Raw genomic sequence first — 15,576 nt, 5'->3', positions numbered from 1 at the left:
GAGCGCGGTGTCAGGATGCGGGTGCGAAGCTGCTGATCAGCGGCGCGACCGAGCCGAAGAGCCGCTCGGTGGTGGTGTCGGCGGAGGTGACGTAGATGCTGTCGACCTTGTACCAGGGCGCGACCCACGCGTTCTCGGTCACGTAGCGGTTGGCCGCCTGGTAGGCGCTCACCTGCTCCTCGCCGCTCGTGCTGCGGATCTGCTCGACGATGCCCTCGAACTCGGGAGTCGTCGTGTGGAACGGGTTGAAGAAGCCGTCGGGAAGGACCGTCGTGAGGCCGTCCCACGAGTCCGCTCCACCGCCGACGCTCGCGATCTGCAGGCTGAACCGCGGGTTGGCGAACTCCTCGAAGAGGTTGGCCGGGTTGATCGGGATGTAGGAGACGGTGATGCCGATGGCGGAGAGGTACTTCTGCACGATCGGCTGGTACTTCGCGCGGAAGGAGAAGTCGGCCATCTCGACCGAGAAGCCGTCGGGGTAGCCGGCCTCGGCGAGCAACTGCTCGGCCCGCTCGGGGTCGTAGGGGTAGGTGCCCTCGAGGGCGGGATCGTAGGCGTCGGTGCCTTCGCTCCACATCTGCTCGGTGACGGTGCCCGCTCCTCCGTCGATGCTGTCGAGGATGGCCTCGCGGTCGAACGCCATCGCGATCGCCTGGCGGACGCGCACGTCCTTCAGCGCCGGCTGGGTGGTTCCGTCACGGTCGGCGATGTTCATGCCCACCCAGTCGACGGGGTCGGAGTAGAGCGTGAACTTCGACTCGTCGAACCCGGTCGAGGTGGCCTGGTCGATCCAGGCGCCGTCGGCCTGCCCGGACTTGACCGCGTTGACCCGGGCGGTCACGTCGGCGATCACCTTCAGGCTGATCTTCTCGTAGGGCCAGGCGTCGGCGTTCCATGCGTCGGGGTTCTTCTTGTAGACGAAGGTCGACCCCACGGTGGTGGCCGCCGTGTCGAGCACGTAGGCACCCGAGCCGACGGGGTTCAGCGTGATGTCCTCGTTGTCGAGGGCGTCGGGCGAGCCCATGGCGCCGGCGCTGAACGCGAGGTTGGTGAGCAGGAACGGGTCGGGCTGCGTGAGGGTGAAGTCGACCTCGGTCGGGCTGATCACGTCGATCTGCGAGATCGAGGCAGAGCGCCACTTGTCGGCGCCGGAGCCGGCCGCCGCGTGCTCGATGTTCGCCTTGACCGCCTCGGCGTCGAACGCCGCCCCGTCCGAGAACGTGACGTCGTCACGCAGCTCGAGCGAGAGCTTGGTGTTCGTCTCGTCGTAGGACCAGCTGGTCGCGAGTCCCGGGCTCAGGGAGCCGTCCGGCTCCGAGGTCAGCAGGGTGTCGTAGACCGGCATCCAGTACTGGGGTGCCTCGCCGCCGGTGGTGAGCTCGCCCGGATCGAACGACTGGAAGTCGAAGGACGTCGCCAGGGTGAGGTCGGTGGAGGCGGCTCCGCCGCCTGCGGCGGGGGAGCATCCGGTCATCGCGAGCGCAGCGATCGCTGCGGCCGCTCCGAGTCGGAGGGTGCGTGTACGGATCGTCATTGATGTACTCCTTGGTGGGGGATGTCGAGCGAGGACCTCGTCGGGGAACCGTGCGTGGTCCTCACGCGGGCACGGCGGACGTCGGCCGGTGCCCGCAGTGCGCCGGGCCCGGAGAGGGGTGGTGCCGCCCCGGTGCGGGGCGGACGATGGGGGGCGGGCCGCTACTGCGCCCGGTGACGGAGGAGACGCACGCGCGAGCCGCCGATCTCCCCGGTGGGCACGAGCCTCATGTGCTCGTCGCCGTTCAGGAGCCGACCCTCGATCCAGTCGCCGTCCTCCTGCCGGAGCTCGCGGACCCGGTCGAGTTCGACGACGTCGCGCGAGTGGGCGAAGTCGACGGTGAAGCCGGTCCCGAGGAGGAGGAACTCGTCGTCCGCCATCTGGAGGATCGCGCCGAACGCCCGGTCGTCCGCCGGATCGGGGCCGAAGGGGCCGGCGGAGCTCTCGAGCTCGAGCTCGGGGCGCGAGACCGGACGCGCCACTCCGGCGTCGAGCAGCACCCGCGTGAACAACGCGGCGGTGTCGTGCACCGTGACGGTGTACTCGCCGAACGAGAAGGTCTGCGGCTCCTCCCCCTCGAGCAGGACTGCGCGGATGCGGCCCGCGGCCTGGGCGTGGACGACCGCCCCCGTCTGGCTGGTCAGCAGGCTGGAGGCCGTGAAGAACTGGTTGCCCGGACGGCCGTCCTCGACGCCGAACGCGCAGTAGCCCACTCCGTTGTACCGCGCCAGCGCGAGGAAGAGGTCGGCGACGCGGAACCGTGCCTCAGGGATGAGGAGCGCACGGCCTCCGCGCGAGTACTCGCGCATGACCGGCTCCGAGTCCTGAACGTAGATGTCCGGCGCGATGATGTCGATCGACGGAGCGAGAGACTCCCAGACCGGGATCATCGTCGAGGTGGGTCCGCCGCTGGGGTACTGGCCCGCCTTCGTCTGCCCGGGCTGCGGCCCGAGCCAGGCGTTCACGAGCGTCGGGAGCGGCAGAACGGCCTTGCCGAGCGCGGCGAGCTCCTCGATGTAGCTCGCGAAGCCCCAGCTCATGAACAGCTCGTCCGAGCGGTTGTCCTCGCCGAAGACCTCCGCCCAGCTCCCGGTGCCCTGAGCGAGTCGCTCGGCGAGCCAGCTGCCGGCGAACTCCTCGTGTCGGAGGACCGTCTCGACGACGACCGCGGGGACGTCGCTCTCCCACGCCGCCTGAGCGGTCGGGCTGATGTCGCGTCCGCCGCCCAGCAGACCCACCTCGTTCTCGATCTGCACCATGATCACGGTGTGCTCGGCGTCCTCGACTCGCAGGTGCTCAAGCAGGGCGGCGTAGGCGGCGGCGTCGGCCGCCCGCAGCTCCCGCGAGAAGACGGACAGCTCCGGCTTGGACATGGCGCCGGCGTAGCTGAAGGGGGCGGCGGTCTCGGAGGGGACGACACGCGCCCGGGGGAATCGGTCGAGGTCGGCGCGGACCCAGGTCGGCGCGTAGGTGGACCGGGCGTTCTTGTACGCGCCGAACCAGATCAGCACGATGCGCAGACCGTGCCTGCGTGCGACGTCGAGAGTGGCGGACACGGACGAGAAGTCGAAGGCGCCCTCCGTGGTCTCGACCTCGTCCCAGCTCGTCGTCGCCACGATCGTGGTGACGCCCGACTCCGCCAGACGAGCGCAGGCCCGGTCGAGGTAGGCGGGATCGGACGAGGTCGAGTTGTGGAGCTCCCCGCCGAGAGCGAGGTAGGGGGCGCCGTCGACGATCAGTCGGACGGCCTCACCGACGCGCTCGAGACGAGGGAGGTCGGACGCGGAGATGCCGTCGGTCCCGGTGAGCGGGAGGACGGGGAGCGACAGTGACGTCATAGGTCTGGGCCTTCTGGTCGGACGGACGGAGGGACGCCTCGACGACGCAGGAACCACGACGTCATCGGGTCGTTCTCGGCAGGGGCGCGGTCCTCGCGGAGGAGGGGACCGGCGGTGATCAGGACACTAACCGACTGCGAACCAAAAAGCGAACAGTTGCTACATTTCAACACCGTCACGGTCCGGACCGCTCGTCGCGCGGGCCGGTGCGAGCGCCTCCGAGCACCGGCGGAGGACAGCCAGGACGTCGGTCGTCGGGTCGCCGAGCAGCCCGAGTCGGAGCCCCCGCCACAGCGCAGCGAGAGCGGCCGCCACGAGGTCGGGGTCGGACAGCGCGTCGCGATCCCGCTCCTGGCACCGCCGAACCACAGCGGCGAGTCGATCCCGCAGCGTACGGTCGCGATCGCGGAACCAGGCGTGCGCGGGATGGGCGGGATCCGCCGCCTCGAGCTCCAGCCTTGTCAGGAGACGAAGACGCTCCGGCCGCTCCAGAGCACGAGCGACGAGCGCGTGCATCACGGCCGGCACGTCGCGCTCGCCGTCGAGCACCTGCGGGAGGGACTGCGCGAGGCACTCGAGCACCTCGTGGAGGAGCAGCTCCTTCCGCGGGAAGTGGTGCAGGACCCCCGCCGCACTCATCGAGAGCGGATCGCCGATGCGGATCAACGAGCTACCGGCGTAGCCTCGCTCGCCGAACTCGGCGACGGCGGACTCGACGATCGCGCGGCGGCGCGCGACGCTCTTCGCGTACGACCCCCTCGGCGCTCCGGCGGCACGCGGTTCCGACGTCACCGCACCCGGCGGATGGGGATCAGCGCGAGGCCGGCGAGCACCGCCAGGACGACCGCGATCGTGAAGACCGTCGAGAATCCGGCGGTCGAGACGATGACCCCGGCGACGATCGGCGCGATGATCTGCGGGCCCGTATTGGCGATGTTGAGGATCCCCATGTCCTTCCCGCGGTTCTCGGCGCTGGGCAGCACCTCGGCGAGGAGCGCCTGGTCGACCGCGATGTACATGCCGTACGCGAAGCCTCCGACGGCGAGGAACGCGTAGAACGCCCAGACCTCGGCGACGAAGATCAACGGCAACTCGGCGACGGCGAACACGATCGACGCCGCGATCACGATCGGCTTGCGGCGCTGCAGCGCGTCCGAGAGGGGTCCCGAGACCAGAGTCGCGACGCCGGAGGAGACCGCCATCACGACCCCGCCCAGACCGATGACGGCGCCGGCCTCCGCGAGATCGAGGCCGATGTAGTCGGTGAGGACGAACAGCTGGTACAGCAGAACCATCATGAACGACAGCAGCAGGAGGAACCGCCCGACAAGCGCCAGCAGGAAGTCGCGGTCCTTCGGCGGCACGAAGCTCCTCAGCAGCGCCCCGACGGAGAACGCCTCGCGCGGTTCGTCGCGGTTGTCGGGCTCCCGCGAGAACAGGACGAAGACGACCATCGCGATCGCGATCAGCCAGGGCAGCCAGCGCAGGCCGTCCCGCGGCATCGTGATGTAGGCGCCTCCGACGATCGCACCGAGACTCTGCGCGAGCAGCTGCCCCAGTCCGATCAGCGTGGACGCCTTGCCCAGGTTCTGCGCGCCGACCCGCTCGGGGAGCACGGCGAACAGCGGAGCGAGCACGACGGCGAGACCGACCTGGAAGACGACCCAGAGCACCACGAGCAGTCCGAAGTCGCTCGTGAACGACATGGTCGTCGCGGCGGCGCCCAGAAGGACTCCTCCGCTGACGATCCAAGGATTGCGACGGCCATAGCGCGAGCGGGTGCGGTCCGACAGAGCGCCGAAGACGACCGTGGCGATCATGCTCGCCACCGAGCCTGCTGCGGCGAGCGTCGCGAAGAGCGCGATCTTGCGCTCGGGATCGATCTCGGTCATCAGTGCCGGGATGAGCGCGTTCGCAGCACTGAACGGCAGCATCCATCCGGCGTGGGCGAGAAACAGGAGCGGTCCGAGCCGCCCGAGCTTCGGCGGCGCCGCCTCCTGCGCGAGGTTGGTCGCCTGGGTCGCTGCTGTCATGGGGATGCTCCTTCGCACGGTCCGTTCCAGGGGTCGAAGGAGACGCTAACTCAAAAGCCGTGCAGTTGCTACATTTTCCCGATCATCGTCCGGAACGACGAACGGGGCGCCCCTCGCCCCGCACGCAGCGGAGGAGGGACGCCCCGTCCCGGAAAGTGCCGAGCGTCAGCTCGTCGGCGCCAGCAGATCCGCGTGGTGCACCTCGGCCACGTTCGGGTGCGCCCGCAGGCGGTAGCGCAGCGCGTTCTCGCCGTAGGTCTCGAGGATCGCGCTGTTGGTCGGGTCGACCGACAGACCCGACTTGAGCTCCTCGGGCAGCGGCAGCGGCAGCGACGGCATGGTCGAGTCGAGCGAGGGGTTGAAGAAGTACGGGATCGAGATGCGGTCGGTGCCGATCAGCGGCGAGATCACGCGGTGCAGCGTGGCCTTGAGGTAGCCGCCCGTCGCGAGCTCGAGCATCTCGCCGATGTTGACGACGAAGGCACCGGGCAGCGCGGGCGCCTCGATCCACTCGCCGTCGTGCTCGACCTGCAGGCCGCCCTTGCCGGGCTCGACCAGCAGAAGGGTCAGCACGCCGCCGTCGCGGTGCGCGCCAACTCCCTGCTTGGGCTCGGGGTCGGAGGTGCCGGGGTAGCGGACGACCTTGACCAGGGGGAACGCCTTCTCGGCGAAGGCCTCGTCGAAGACGTCGGCCGGGGCGTCGAGGGCGACGGCCCAGGTGCGCAGCAGGCGGATCGCGACGGCGGCGAGCTCCGCGTGCCAGCGCTCGAAGAGGGTGCGGAACTCGGGCAGGGCCTCGGGCCACAGGTTCGGGCCCTCGAGGCGCTGGTAGTCGGGCACGTCGGGGCCGGCCGGGACGACCTCGCGCTCGATGCCGATGTCGACCTGCTCGCGGTAGTCGACGTCGCCGTTGGTGAGCTCGGCGCCGAAGCGGGTGTAGCCGCGGAACTGCGGGCTGGCCGTGTTCTCGATCGCGAGCTTGTCCTCCTCCGGGAGGTCGAAGAAGCGGCGGGAGACGGCGACGACGTCGTCGAGGAGCTCCTGCGGCACGCCGTGGCCGACGAGGTAGAAGAAGCCCACGTCGTGCGTGGTCTCGCGCAGGTCGCGGCGGAAGGCGGCGGCCTCCTCCTCGCCCTGGTCGAGGCGGGAGAGGTCGAGGATCGGCAGGGAATCGGTCATGAGGAAAGCCTTGCGCAGTTCGCCTTCTCCGGAGCGATTGTTACGACAACCAAAAGCGAAGACCCAGCAAGCACTCGGAGGACCGTGGTCCCCGAGTGCTCGCCGGGCCTTCAGCGCTGTCGAGTGTTACAGCGCAGGCGCACCGCCGAGCATCACGGCGTGGGCATGCCGCCGTTCACGTGCAGCGTCTCGCCGACGACGTAGCTCGACTCGGCCGACGCGAGGAACACGTAGGCGGGAGCGAGCTCCGCCGGCTGGCCCCAGCGTCCGAGCGGCGTCTGCGAGCCGACCTCGGGCAGCTTCTCGGGCGGCTGGCCGCCCGCGGTCTGCAGCGGCGTCCAGATCGGGCCGGGCGCGACGACGTTCACGCGGATCCCCTTGGGCGCGAGCTGCTGCGAGAGCGCCTTCGAGAACGTGTTGATCGTGGCCTTGGTGCTGGCGTAGTCGACCAGCGTCGGCGACGGCTGGTAGGCCTGGATCGACGAGGTGCTGATGATCGAGGAGCCGGGCGCGAGGTGCGGCAGGGCCGCCTTCGTCATCCAGAACATGGCGTAGACGTTCGTCTTGAAGGTCTCGTCGAACTGCTCGTCCGAGAGCTCGAGGAAGTCCTCGACGAACTGCTGCTTGCCGGCGTTGTTGACGAGGATGTCCAGGCCGCCCAGTCCCTCGACGGCCGTCGCCACTGCGCCGACCGCGAAGTCGTGGTCGGTGATGTCGCCGGGGATCGCGACGGCCGTGCGACCCGCCTCCTCGATCAGCGCGACGACCTTCTTCGCGTCGCTCTCCTCCTCGGGGAGGTAGACGATCGCGACGTCGGCGCCCTCGCGCGCGTAGGCGATCGCGACGGCCGCGCCGATCCCGGAGTCGCCACCGGTGACGAGCGCCTTGCGGCCGGTCAGGCGGCCGGAGCCGCGGTAGGTCGACTCGCCGCGGTCGGCGAGGTCGTCCATCTTCGAGTCCAGGCCGGCGCCCTCCTGGTACTGCTCCTCCGGGTCGATCTCGGAGTACATCTTCGTCGGGTCCTGGAACGTGTACTGGTCTGCAGTGCTCTCGGAAGTCATGTCTTCGACGGTAGGCGCGCACCCCCCTCGAGCGCCGGTGGTTGACAGCGCATCCGATCCAGGAGAGCGCTCCTCCGAACCGCCGGAAACCGGGAGAATGGTGCGGTGACCGTCTCCTTCGACTCCTCGACCCCCCTCCCCGGCTGGCAGCACGCCTACTCGGGCAAGGTGCGCGACCTCTACACCCCGGTCGACGCCGACCCGGTGCTCGGCGCCGACCGCATGCTGGTCGTCGCGAGCGATCGCGTCAGCGCCTACGACCACGTCCTCGAGCCGGGCATCCCCGGCAAGGGCGAGCTGCTCACCGAGCTCTCCCTCTGGTGGTTCCACCAGCTGAAGGACGTCCCCAACCACCTCGTCCGCGGCGACATCCCGGAGCCGGTCGCCCGTCGCGCGATGCTCGTCACCACTCTCGACATGTTCCCGATCGAGTGCGTCGTGCGCGGCTACCTCTCGGGCAGCGGGTGGAAGGAGTACCGCGCGAGCGGCACGGTCTGCGGAGTCGAGCTGCCCGAGGGCCTCTCCGACGGCGACGCCCTGCCCGAGCCGATCTACACGCCCGCGTGGAAGGCCCCGCAGTCAGCACGACGAGAACATCACCTTCGAGCGCACCGTCGAGATCGTGGGCGAGGAGGCGGCGGAGGCGCTGCGCACCCTCTCGCTGCACGTGTACCAGGAGGCGGCGACGATCGCCCTGGCTCGCGGAGTGATCCTGGCCGACACCAAGTTCGAGTTCGGCGTCGACGGCGACGGCGTCGTGACGCTCGGCGACGAGGTCCTCACGAGCGACTCCTCCCGCTACTGGGACGCCGACGCCTACGACGCGGGAATCCGCGGGCAGTCCTTCGACAAGCAGATCGTCCGCGACTGGTTGAGCGACAACTGGGACGGCCAGGGCCTCCCGCCGACCCTCCCCCACGAGATCGTCGAGCGGACCGCGGACCGCTACCGCGAGCTCATCGAGCGCCTGACCCGCTGACGGCCGTTCGGAACGACCCGTGAACGACGAGCGCACCCGCGTCCGGCTGGACACCGGCGGCGGCGACCCCGATGAGGCCCGCTACCGGCTGGCCACCCTCTACAACGGCGACGAGTGGTCGGCGCTGCCCAGTGAGAGCGCCTTCTCGTACCGCTACGCGGCCCTCGGCGACGCCGCGATGACGCTGCGCACCTCGCGCATGACCGGCGAGCTCCGCGGCGAGGTCGGAGTGACGGACGAGGTCGTCGTGCAGTGGATCGTCGGCGGGCACGCCACCGTGGACGACGGCTCGGAGCCGCTCGCGATGGTGCCCGGCCGGCCGCAGCTGTTCCCGGTCGGCCGCACGTTCGGCTTCGAGTACGTCGACTACGAGCAGAAGCTCGTGCACCTCGGCCGCGCGTCGGTCGAGAAGGTGGCCGCCGAGCAGGGACTGCTCGGGCCGCTCCGCTTCGATCACCGCGTGACTCCGACGGCACAGGCGGTGCAGCACTGGCGCGCCGCAGTGTCGGCCTCGGCGCAGGCCCTGCGCAGCGAGCGCGTCAGCCACCTCCTCTGGGACGAGCTGACCCGCGGCACCATCGCGGCGCTGCTCGAGCTCTACCCGCCGGAGGCGCCGTCGCGCCGCCCGAGCTGCTGCTGCCGAGGAACGCCCGCCTGCGCCAGGCGGTCGAGTTCATCCACGCGCACGCCGCGGAGCCGATCGGCCCCACCGAGGTGGCCGTCGTCGCCGGGCTGAGCGTCCGCGGTCTGCAGTCCGCGTTCCAGCGGGTGCTCGGGGTGCGGCCCATCGCCTACATCCGCTCGGTGCGGCTCGACGCCGCGCACGCGGAGCTGGCGGCGGCGGATCCGCGAGAGGCGAGCGTCACCGCGATCGCCCACGCGTGGGGATTCGGCAATCCGGGCCGGTTCAGCTCGGCCTACCTCGCGCGCTTCGGCGAGTACCCGAGCGCCACGCTGCACCGCTGAGACCGCGACCGGGGCCGTTGCGACTCGGGTCGGATCAGGCGGCGGCCAGGGGCGGCGGGTGGCCCTCGAGGATGTCGCTGACACCGGTGAGCAGTGCGGCGAACCGCACCGCCTCGTCGTCCGGGATGCCCGCCGAGAGCAGGCGGATCGCTCCGTAGGTCGCTCGTCGGTGCCGCGGATCGCGGCCTGGGCGCTCTCGGTCAGGCACAGGATGCGGCCCCGGCCGTCGGAGGGGTCCGCCACGCGGTCGACGTAGCCGGCGCGCACGAGCCGGTCGATCATCAGTGAGACCGCGGCGGTGGTGATGCGGATCGCGGCGGCCAGGTCGACCGCGCGGACCACCTCGTCGCGCTCGGCACCGACCCCGATCAGACGCAGGGCGGCGAGATCCGTGGTGCCGATGCCCAGCCGGGCCTCGACACGTCCGTCGTACTCGCGCTCGGCCGAGCGGAGCCGCGTGAGCAGGGCGAAGAGATCGGGACGGACTTCCATGGGTGAGCGCCTTCCTGGGACGAGGCAGGCGCCCCGGCCGGGAACTCGCTGGCTCCATGGAACCACCTCGAACCCGCCTCCGGGCCGTCTGTACCGAAAGCGCACTGGGACCGACATTGATTAGCTAACCGACTTAGCGAGTACCTAGAGTCCTGCACAGACGCTGCGGGACCTCCGACTCGTGCGCCCGGATGAGGAAGGCAGCGTGATGGGTCGTCTGCTGTACGGAACGCCGCCGAGCGCGCATCCGTTCGACGACCGTGCACTCGCGCACCTGCAGCTCGTCATCACCGCGAAGCTCCGCCGCAGCGAGGCCTTCGTGCTGACGATCGACGCGTCCGACGACGGCCGGCACAGCGAGCTGTGGCTGCATCCCGCGATCCCGCTGCAGTACGAGTACGACGGCCCCGTCGGCTCCGAGGTCAACGCGCACTGGCTGCGCGAGCTCTCGGCCGCCGCCAACGGGCGCCGTGGACTCCACCTCGTCCCCGAGCCGACCACGGAGCTCGACCCCTCCCGAGCGAGAGCAGTGCAGACATGAGCGACCACAACGGCACACTCTTCCGCCGCGGAGGAACGGTCCGCTTCGTGCGCTGGGTCTCGTCGCGCGACGGCGGCTGGGCCCCCGAGATCCTGCAGGGCCGCTACCTCGAGCGCGACGACGCCGGCTGGCTCGTCGAGGTCGACGGCACCCCCACGGTGCTCGCAAGGGACGACTGGGCCGTCTACCGCTGAGCGTCCGCGCCCGGCGTAGTGTGGAGCGGGTGCGTGCAGACGATCGCCGCGGCATCACCTCCGCGCCCTACCTCCTGACCACGGTCGGCACGACGAGCCTGGTCTTCCTCTGCGCCTTCGAGGCGCTGGCCGTGACGACGATCATGCCGATCGTCAGCGCCGACCTCGACGGACGCGATCTCTACCCGCTGGCCTTCGCCGCGACGCTCGCCGCGAGCATCATCGGCATGGTCACGGCGGGGTCCTCGGCGGATCGACGCGGACCGACACCGGCGCTGGTCACGGCGATCCTGCTCTTCACCCTCGGGCTGGTGGCGGCCGGCCTCGCCGGGACGATGGAGGTGTTCGTCGCCGCGCGCCTGCTGCAGGGGCTCGGCAGCGGAGGCATCACCGTCACCCTCTACGTCCTGGTCGCGCGGGTCTTCCCGGCGGAGCTGCATCCGCGGATCTTCGGCGCTTTCGCCGCCGCGTGGGTGGTCCCGTCGCTGGTGGGGCCGTTCGCCGCCGGCGTCGTCGCCGAGCTCGCCAGCTGGCACTGGGTGTTCCTCGGGGTCGTGCTCCTCGTGGGCATCGCCAGTGCGATCGTCGCCCCGACCCTGCGCGCTCTCGAGCGGCAGGAGCGGCGGCCGTTCGATCGCGGGGCCGTGGTGCGCATCGTCCGAGCGGTGATCGTGGCAGGCGGAGTGGTGGTGCTGAGCACCAGCGCCGAGATCGCTCCCGACGCGGCCGGAGTGCTCGCCGTCGCCGCGATCGCGGTCGTCGTCCTCGCCGTACACGCGCTCCTGCCCCCGGGGACCCTCCGCGCGCGCGGCGTCCTGCCGTCCACGATCCTCCTGCGCGGAGCCGTCGCGGCCGCCTTCTTCGGCACCGAGGTCTACCTGCCGCTGCTTCTGTCGGAGCAGTACGGCCTGCCGCCGTGGCTGGCGGGGGCGGTCCTGACCGCCGGCGCCGTCTCGTGGGCGCTCGGCTCGAACCTGCAGGGGCGGCCCGGAACGCGGCTCACCCACGCGGGCGCCATGCGACTGGGCACGTCGCTCCTGCTGGTCGGCGTGCTGATCGTGCTGCTCACGTCCGCGCTCGCGCTCCCGCCGTACCTCGCCGCCGTCGGCTGGTTCGCCGCGGGAGGCGGCATGGGCACGATGTTCCCGCGGATGGGGACGCTGACGCTCGCCCGGTCGGCGCCCGGACGCGAGGGCTTCAACAGCTCGGCCCTGCAGATCTCCGACTCAGGAGGCGCGTCCGTCTCGCTCGCGCTCACCGGCCTGCTCGCCGCCGCCGTGACCGGCCTCGTCGGAGCGGGCCCGGTCGTCTTCACCGCGACGTTCGCCTACGGGGCCGTCGTCGCGCTGCTCGCAGTGCTGCTGGCGAATCGTCTCGGTGGACTCCTCCGTCGCGAGGAGTCCACCGTCGGCGATCAGCTGTAGAGCGACTCCGGGACCTCGAGGCCGTAGATCGCCCGGCCCGAGCTCCAGATGACGGAGCACGCGGCCCGGAGGAGGTCCAGCTCGTCGTCGCCCGCCTCGACGATCACGACGGAGTCGCCCTCGAGGCGCACCTTGGCGTTGCGGACCGAGTGCGTCCCGTTCCGGGCGATCGTCGTCGCCGGGTAGGGGAGGTGCAGCTCGCGCAGATCGCCGAGGACGTAGGTCGGGCGCAGCGTCGCGTCCGCCGCGAGGAGCTGCTTCGCGCGGTCGATCCCGGTGAGCACGTGCGCGCTCTCCATGCCGGCGGCGTTCGCGCCCTTGATGTCGGTGTCGAGCCGGTCGCCGAGGAACAGCGGATTCGCGGAGCCGAACCGCGCTGTCGCCGCATCGAAGATGGCGCGCTCGGGCTTGCCGGCGACCACGGGCAGCCGGCCGACCGCGGTGTGCACCGCCGAGACGAGCGTGCCGTTGCCCGGAGCGATGCCCCGCGCGACGGGGATCGTCCAGTCGGTGTTCGTCGCGACCCACGGGATCCCCGAGTGCAGGGCGAACGACGCCTCGGCCAGCTGCTCCCAGCCGACCGTCGGCGCGAAGCCCTGGATCACCGCGGCCGGGGAGTCGTCGGCGCTGCGGGTGAGCCGGAACCCGGCGCGCTCGACCTCCGTCGTCAGACCCTCTCCGCCGACCACGAGGATCGTCGAGCCGGCCGGCACGAGACCCGCCAGGAGCACGACGGCCGCCTGCGGCGACGTGACCACGTCCTCCGGCACGACGACGAGCCCGAGATCGGACAGGTGCGCCGCGACGGACGCGTCGGTGCGGGACGCGTTGTTGGTGATGTACCCGACGCGCATCGTCTCGCCGGCGCGGTTCAGGCTGTCGACGGCGAAGGGGATCGCGTCGGCACCCTTGTAGACGACTCCGTCGAGGTCGGCGAGGACCGCGTCGCGGCCCTCGAGCGGGGACGGGTCAGTCTTCGGGGTTCTGAACACGGGGCTCCTCGTCGGTGTCGGTCGTGTCTGTGTCGGTGTCGGCGTCGGCGTCGGCGTCGGCGTCGTGAGCGACGGTCGGGTCCGCGTCGACGGAGTCGGAGTCGACGGCGTCGTCCGAGCCGTCGGAGTCGGTCGGCGCATCGGAGTCGGTGTCGGAATCGATCGGCGCGATCGAGTCGGTGTCGGAGTCGACCGGCGCGACGGAGTCTGCGTCGGAGTCGTCCGCGTCGGGATCGGAGTCGTCGTCGGCCGCGATCGGGTCGAGTCCGGAGTCCTCGGTCTCGCCGCCGGCGGTGTCGTCCTCGTCGAGAGCGGCGTCCGGATCAGCGGGGTCGTCGAGCTCGATCGGCTCGTCCGCCTCGATCGGCTCGTCCGCCTCGATCGGCTCGTCCACGTCGGCGTCGACCAGGTCGTCGTCGCCGTCACCGGTGCCGTCCGAGGACTCGGCGCTCTCCGACTCGTCGTCGAACGCGGCCGTAGGAGCGTCGCCGCCCTCGATGACCGTGAAGGACTCGTCCTCCTCCTCGACCACCTCGATCGTCTCGTCGTCGCCACCGCCCTCGGCCGCGAAGACCGCACGCGCCGCGACATCGGCGCGGCGCTGCCACTGCGCGGCCTCCTCGGTGCGCCCGAGCTCCTCGAGCACAGCCGCGTACGCGGCGAAGAGGTCGGGGCTGTACGAGAACGCCTTGTTCGGGTCGAGCTGCGGGATCTCGAGCTCCATCAGCGCCAGCTCGGCCTGTCCGAGGTCGAGACGCGCCCCCGACATCGCGATCGCGAGCGAGACCTGAGCGCCGACGGTCAGTGCGCTGCGATCGATGGAGCGACCCAGCTCGAGCGCCTTGTCGGGCCGCCCCACACCGCGTTCGCTGTCGACCATCAGCGGGACCTGCTCGTCCGACCCGGAGATCCGGCGGTACGTGCGCAGCTCCCGGAGCGCCAGGGCGAAGTCGCCGATCGCGTAGGCCGAGATCGCGAGCGATTCGCGCACCACAGCGATGCGCCCCGCACGCCGAGCAGCCGAGAGCACGTGCCGGTGCGCGAGCTCCGGATCCTCCTCGAGGAGCGGCCCGCCATCACCAGGTGCATCGCGACCCAGTCGGCGTTCTCCTTCGTCAGCGTCTTGAGCTCGTTGCGGGCGACCCGGTCGAGATCCTTCGCCTGCACGTCGTCGGGCAGTTCGGGATCGTCGTGACGCGGGCGGACCGACTGGAGGGAGCGGCGCTCGCGCTCCTCCTCCGTGATCTCCGGCTCCTCGCGCGCACCCCCACGGCCGGCGAACCCGCGACCGCCCTGACGGTCGCCGCCACCCCGGCGGTCGTCCGAGAACGAGCGACCGCCGTCGCGTCCCCCGCGGGAGTCCCCGTCACGACGCGGACGCGAGTCCCCGTCCGTCCGAGGACGGAACCCGCCCTCACGACGAGGACCGGAGTCTCCGTCGCGACGCGGACGCGAGTCGCCCTCCGTGCGGGGACGGAAGTCGCCCTCACGACGAGGACGGGAGTCACTCTCCCGTCCTGTTCGAGAATCACCGTCGCTGCGGGGACGGAAATCGCCCTCACGACGGGGACGCGAGTCGCCGTCGCTACGGGGACGGAACCCACCCTCACGGCGAGGACCGGAATCGCCGTCACGACGAGGACGGGAATCGCCGTCGCTACGGGGACGGAACCCACCCTCACGACGAGGACCGGAGTCGCCGTCACGACGCGGACGGGAGTCACCATCGGTACGGGGACGGGCATCACCGTCTCGACGAGGACGTGACTCCCCGTCGGTGCGCGGCCGGGCGTCCCCGTCCCGACGAGGACGCGAGTCGCCGTCACGACGAGGACGGGAGTCGTTCTCTCGTCGCGGACGGGAGTCGCCGTCCGTACGCGGACGGAAGTCGCCCTCGCGACGAGGACGGGAGTCGTTCTCCCGCCGCGGACGGGAATCGCCGTCCGTACGCGGACGGAAGTCACCCTCGCGGCGAGGACGGGAGTCGCCGTCCCGCGAGGGACGACCGCCGCCCTCGGTGCGGGGGCGAGCGGGACCGTCCGTCCGGGGGCGGAAGTCGCCCTCACGACGCGGCCGGGACTCCTCGTTCCCGCGTGCACGATCATCGCGTCCGCTGCTGCGCGGAGCGGAGGAGCGATCCGCTCCTCCTGCACGATCCGACCGCTGGTCGCGCTTGCCGGCTCCGCGGTCGTCGCCGTCGGGTGCTCTGTCGTCCATGCGTTCCTCGCCTGTCGTGATCGTGCGCTGTGGAGTTGAACCGCTCGAGGCGGCGGACGACTCGAAGCCGTCGTCCCGTCCACCCTAACCCCGGCTCTTCTGCGTGGGCAGGGCCTGGTGGTGCGG

14 protein-coding genes and 3 pseudogenes are annotated in these 15,576 nt (G+C 71.1%); 6 read left to right on the top strand and 11 right to left on the bottom strand.

Annotated elements, in window-relative coordinates; translation table 11 throughout:
• Positions 1–10 precede the first annotated feature (10 nt).
• The 7 genes and pseudogenes from B0T42_RS14495 to B0T42_RS14470 form a co-directional block, all read right to left on the bottom strand.
• Positions 11–1,534, bottom strand: a complete 1,524-nt coding sequence (locus tag B0T42_RS14495) for an ABC transporter substrate-binding protein (protein WP_077223742.1) — start codon at positions 1,532–1,534, stop codon at positions 11–13.
• Positions 1,535–1,695: 161 nt separating this feature from the next.
• Entirely contained in the window at positions 1,696–3,372 is a 1,677-nt protein-coding gene (locus B0T42_RS14490) for a DUF5597 domain-containing protein (protein WP_139344527.1), read from the bottom strand.
• Between the two features lie 159 nt (positions 3,373–3,531).
• Positions 3,532–3,921, bottom strand: a complete 390-nt coding sequence (locus tag B0T42_RS21485; RefSeq protein ID WP_236720307.1) for a hypothetical protein — start codon at positions 3,919–3,921, stop codon at positions 3,532–3,534.
• A gap of 42 nt (positions 3,922–3,963) precedes the next feature.
• Positions 3,964–4,164, bottom strand: a pseudogene (locus B0T42_RS22770) (TetR family transcriptional regulator); the annotation flags it as partial.
• A complete protein-coding gene (locus B0T42_RS14480) occupies positions 4,161–5,405 on the bottom strand; it encodes an MFS transporter (RefSeq protein ID WP_077223741.1) in 1,245 nt (414 codons plus the stop codon). The pseudogene B0T42_RS22770 and the gene B0T42_RS14480, both read right to left, overlap by 4 nt.
• Before the next feature lie 165 nt (positions 5,406–5,570).
• Positions 5,571–6,584, bottom strand: coding sequence for an isopenicillin N synthase family dioxygenase (locus tag B0T42_RS14475; protein WP_077223740.1), 1,014 nt, complete (start codon positions 6,582–6,584; stop codon positions 5,571–5,573).
• 152 nt (positions 6,585–6,736) lie between these two features.
• Entirely contained in the window at positions 6,737–7,645 is a 909-nt protein-coding gene (locus B0T42_RS14470; protein ID WP_077223739.1) for a glucose 1-dehydrogenase, read from the bottom strand.
• Between the two features lie 105 nt (positions 7,646–7,750).
• Here B0T42_RS14470 and B0T42_RS14465 point away from each other — a divergent pair.
• From B0T42_RS14465 to B0T42_RS20160, 3 genes and pseudogenes are all read left to right on the top strand, one after another.
• Positions 7,751–8,624 (top strand): annotated as a pseudogene (locus tag B0T42_RS14465) (phosphoribosylaminoimidazolesuccinocarboxamide synthase).
• A 19-nt stretch (positions 8,625–8,643) separates the two neighbouring features.
• Positions 8,644–9,360, top strand: coding sequence for a hypothetical protein (locus B0T42_RS20165; protein WP_158078144.1), 717 nt, complete (start codon positions 8,644–8,646; stop codon positions 9,358–9,360).
• Entirely contained in the window at positions 9,339–9,590 is a 252-nt protein-coding gene (locus tag B0T42_RS20160; protein WP_158078143.1) for a helix-turn-helix domain-containing protein, read from the top strand. Before B0T42_RS20165 ends, B0T42_RS20160 begins: the two co-directional genes overlap by 22 nt.
• Positions 9,591–9,624: 34 nt before the next feature.
• Here B0T42_RS20160 and B0T42_RS20155 read toward each other — a convergent pair whose 3' ends face one another.
• Positions 9,625–9,798, bottom strand: coding sequence for a hypothetical protein (locus B0T42_RS20155; RefSeq protein ID WP_158078142.1), 174 nt, complete (start codon positions 9,796–9,798; stop codon positions 9,625–9,627).
• A gap of 20 nt (positions 9,799–9,818) precedes the next feature.
• A pseudogene (locus B0T42_RS22765) lies at positions 9,819–10,082 on the bottom strand (MarR family transcriptional regulator); the annotation flags it as partial.
• A gap of 208 nt (positions 10,083–10,290) precedes the next feature.
• On the opposite strand from B0T42_RS22765, the gene B0T42_RS14450 reads away from it, so the two are divergent.
• From B0T42_RS14450 to B0T42_RS14440, 3 genes are read left to right on the top strand one after another with little or no spacing between them, the layout of a single operon-like run.
• Positions 10,291–10,623, top strand: a complete 333-nt coding sequence (locus B0T42_RS14450; protein ID WP_077223737.1) for a DUF7882 family protein — start codon at positions 10,291–10,293, stop codon at positions 10,621–10,623.
• Positions 10,620–10,817: a hypothetical protein gene (locus B0T42_RS14445; RefSeq protein ID WP_077223736.1), complete on the top strand. Its 198-nt coding sequence runs from the start codon at positions 10,620–10,622 to the stop codon at positions 10,815–10,817. The genes B0T42_RS14450 and B0T42_RS14445 overlap by 4 nt, the downstream gene beginning before the upstream one ends.
• Before the next feature lie 29 nt (positions 10,818–10,846).
• Positions 10,847–12,241 (top strand): MFS transporter, encoded by a 1,395-nt coding sequence (locus B0T42_RS14440; RefSeq protein ID WP_077223735.1) that lies wholly within the window; start codon positions 10,847–10,849, stop codon positions 12,239–12,241.
• Here the strand turns inward: B0T42_RS14440 and B0T42_RS14435 are convergent.
• Together B0T42_RS14435 and B0T42_RS22380 are read right to left on the bottom strand one after the other, a co-directional pair.
• Entirely contained in the window at positions 12,232–13,233 is a 1,002-nt protein-coding gene (locus tag B0T42_RS14435) for an HAD-IIA family hydrolase (protein ID WP_236720306.1), read from the bottom strand. The two genes, B0T42_RS14440 and B0T42_RS14435, sit on opposite strands and share 10 nt — an antisense overlap.
• The gene (locus B0T42_RS22380; protein WP_342418257.1) at positions 13,211–14,224 is read right to left on the bottom strand and encodes a hypothetical protein; all 1,014 of its coding nucleotides are present in this window, start codon (positions 14,222–14,224) and stop codon (positions 13,211–13,213) included. The genes B0T42_RS14435 and B0T42_RS22380 overlap by 23 nt, the downstream gene beginning before the upstream one ends.
• Between the last annotated feature and the right edge of the window lie 1,352 nt (positions 14,225–15,576).

Origin of the sequence: Rathayibacter rhapontici (assembly GCF_001995175.1) — a bacterium.
Taxonomy (GTDB): Bacteria; Actinomycetota; Actinomycetes; order Actinomycetales; family Microbacteriaceae; genus Rathayibacter.
Note: the sequence above shows the minus strand (reverse complement) of the source record. Positions and strands in the feature narration are given on the sequence as shown.

Coding starts and splice junctions, on each gene's coding strand:
- B0T42_RS14495 (WP_077223742.1), bottom strand. CDS start 1,534: ATGACGATCCGTACACGCACCCTCCGACTCGGAGCGGCCGCAGCGATC.
- B0T42_RS14490 (WP_139344527.1), bottom strand. CDS start 3,372: ATGACGTCACTGTCGCTCCCCGTCCTCCCGCTCACCGGGACCGACGGC.
- B0T42_RS14480 (WP_077223741.1), bottom strand. CDS start 5,405: ATGACAGCAGCGACCCAGGCGACCAACCTCGCGCAGGAGGCGGCGCCG.
- B0T42_RS14475 (WP_077223740.1), bottom strand. CDS start 6,584: ATGACCGATTCCCTGCCGATCCTCGACCTCTCCCGCCTCGACCAGGGC.
- B0T42_RS14470 (WP_077223739.1), bottom strand. CDS start 7,645: ATGACTTCCGAGAGCACTGCAGACCAGTACACGTTCCAGGACCCGACG.
- B0T42_RS14450 (WP_077223737.1), top strand. CDS start 10,291: ATGGGTCGTCTGCTGTACGGAACGCCGCCGAGCGCGCATCCGTTCGAC.
- B0T42_RS14445 (WP_077223736.1), top strand. CDS start 10,620: ATGAGCGACCACAACGGCACACTCTTCCGCCGCGGAGGAACGGTCCGC.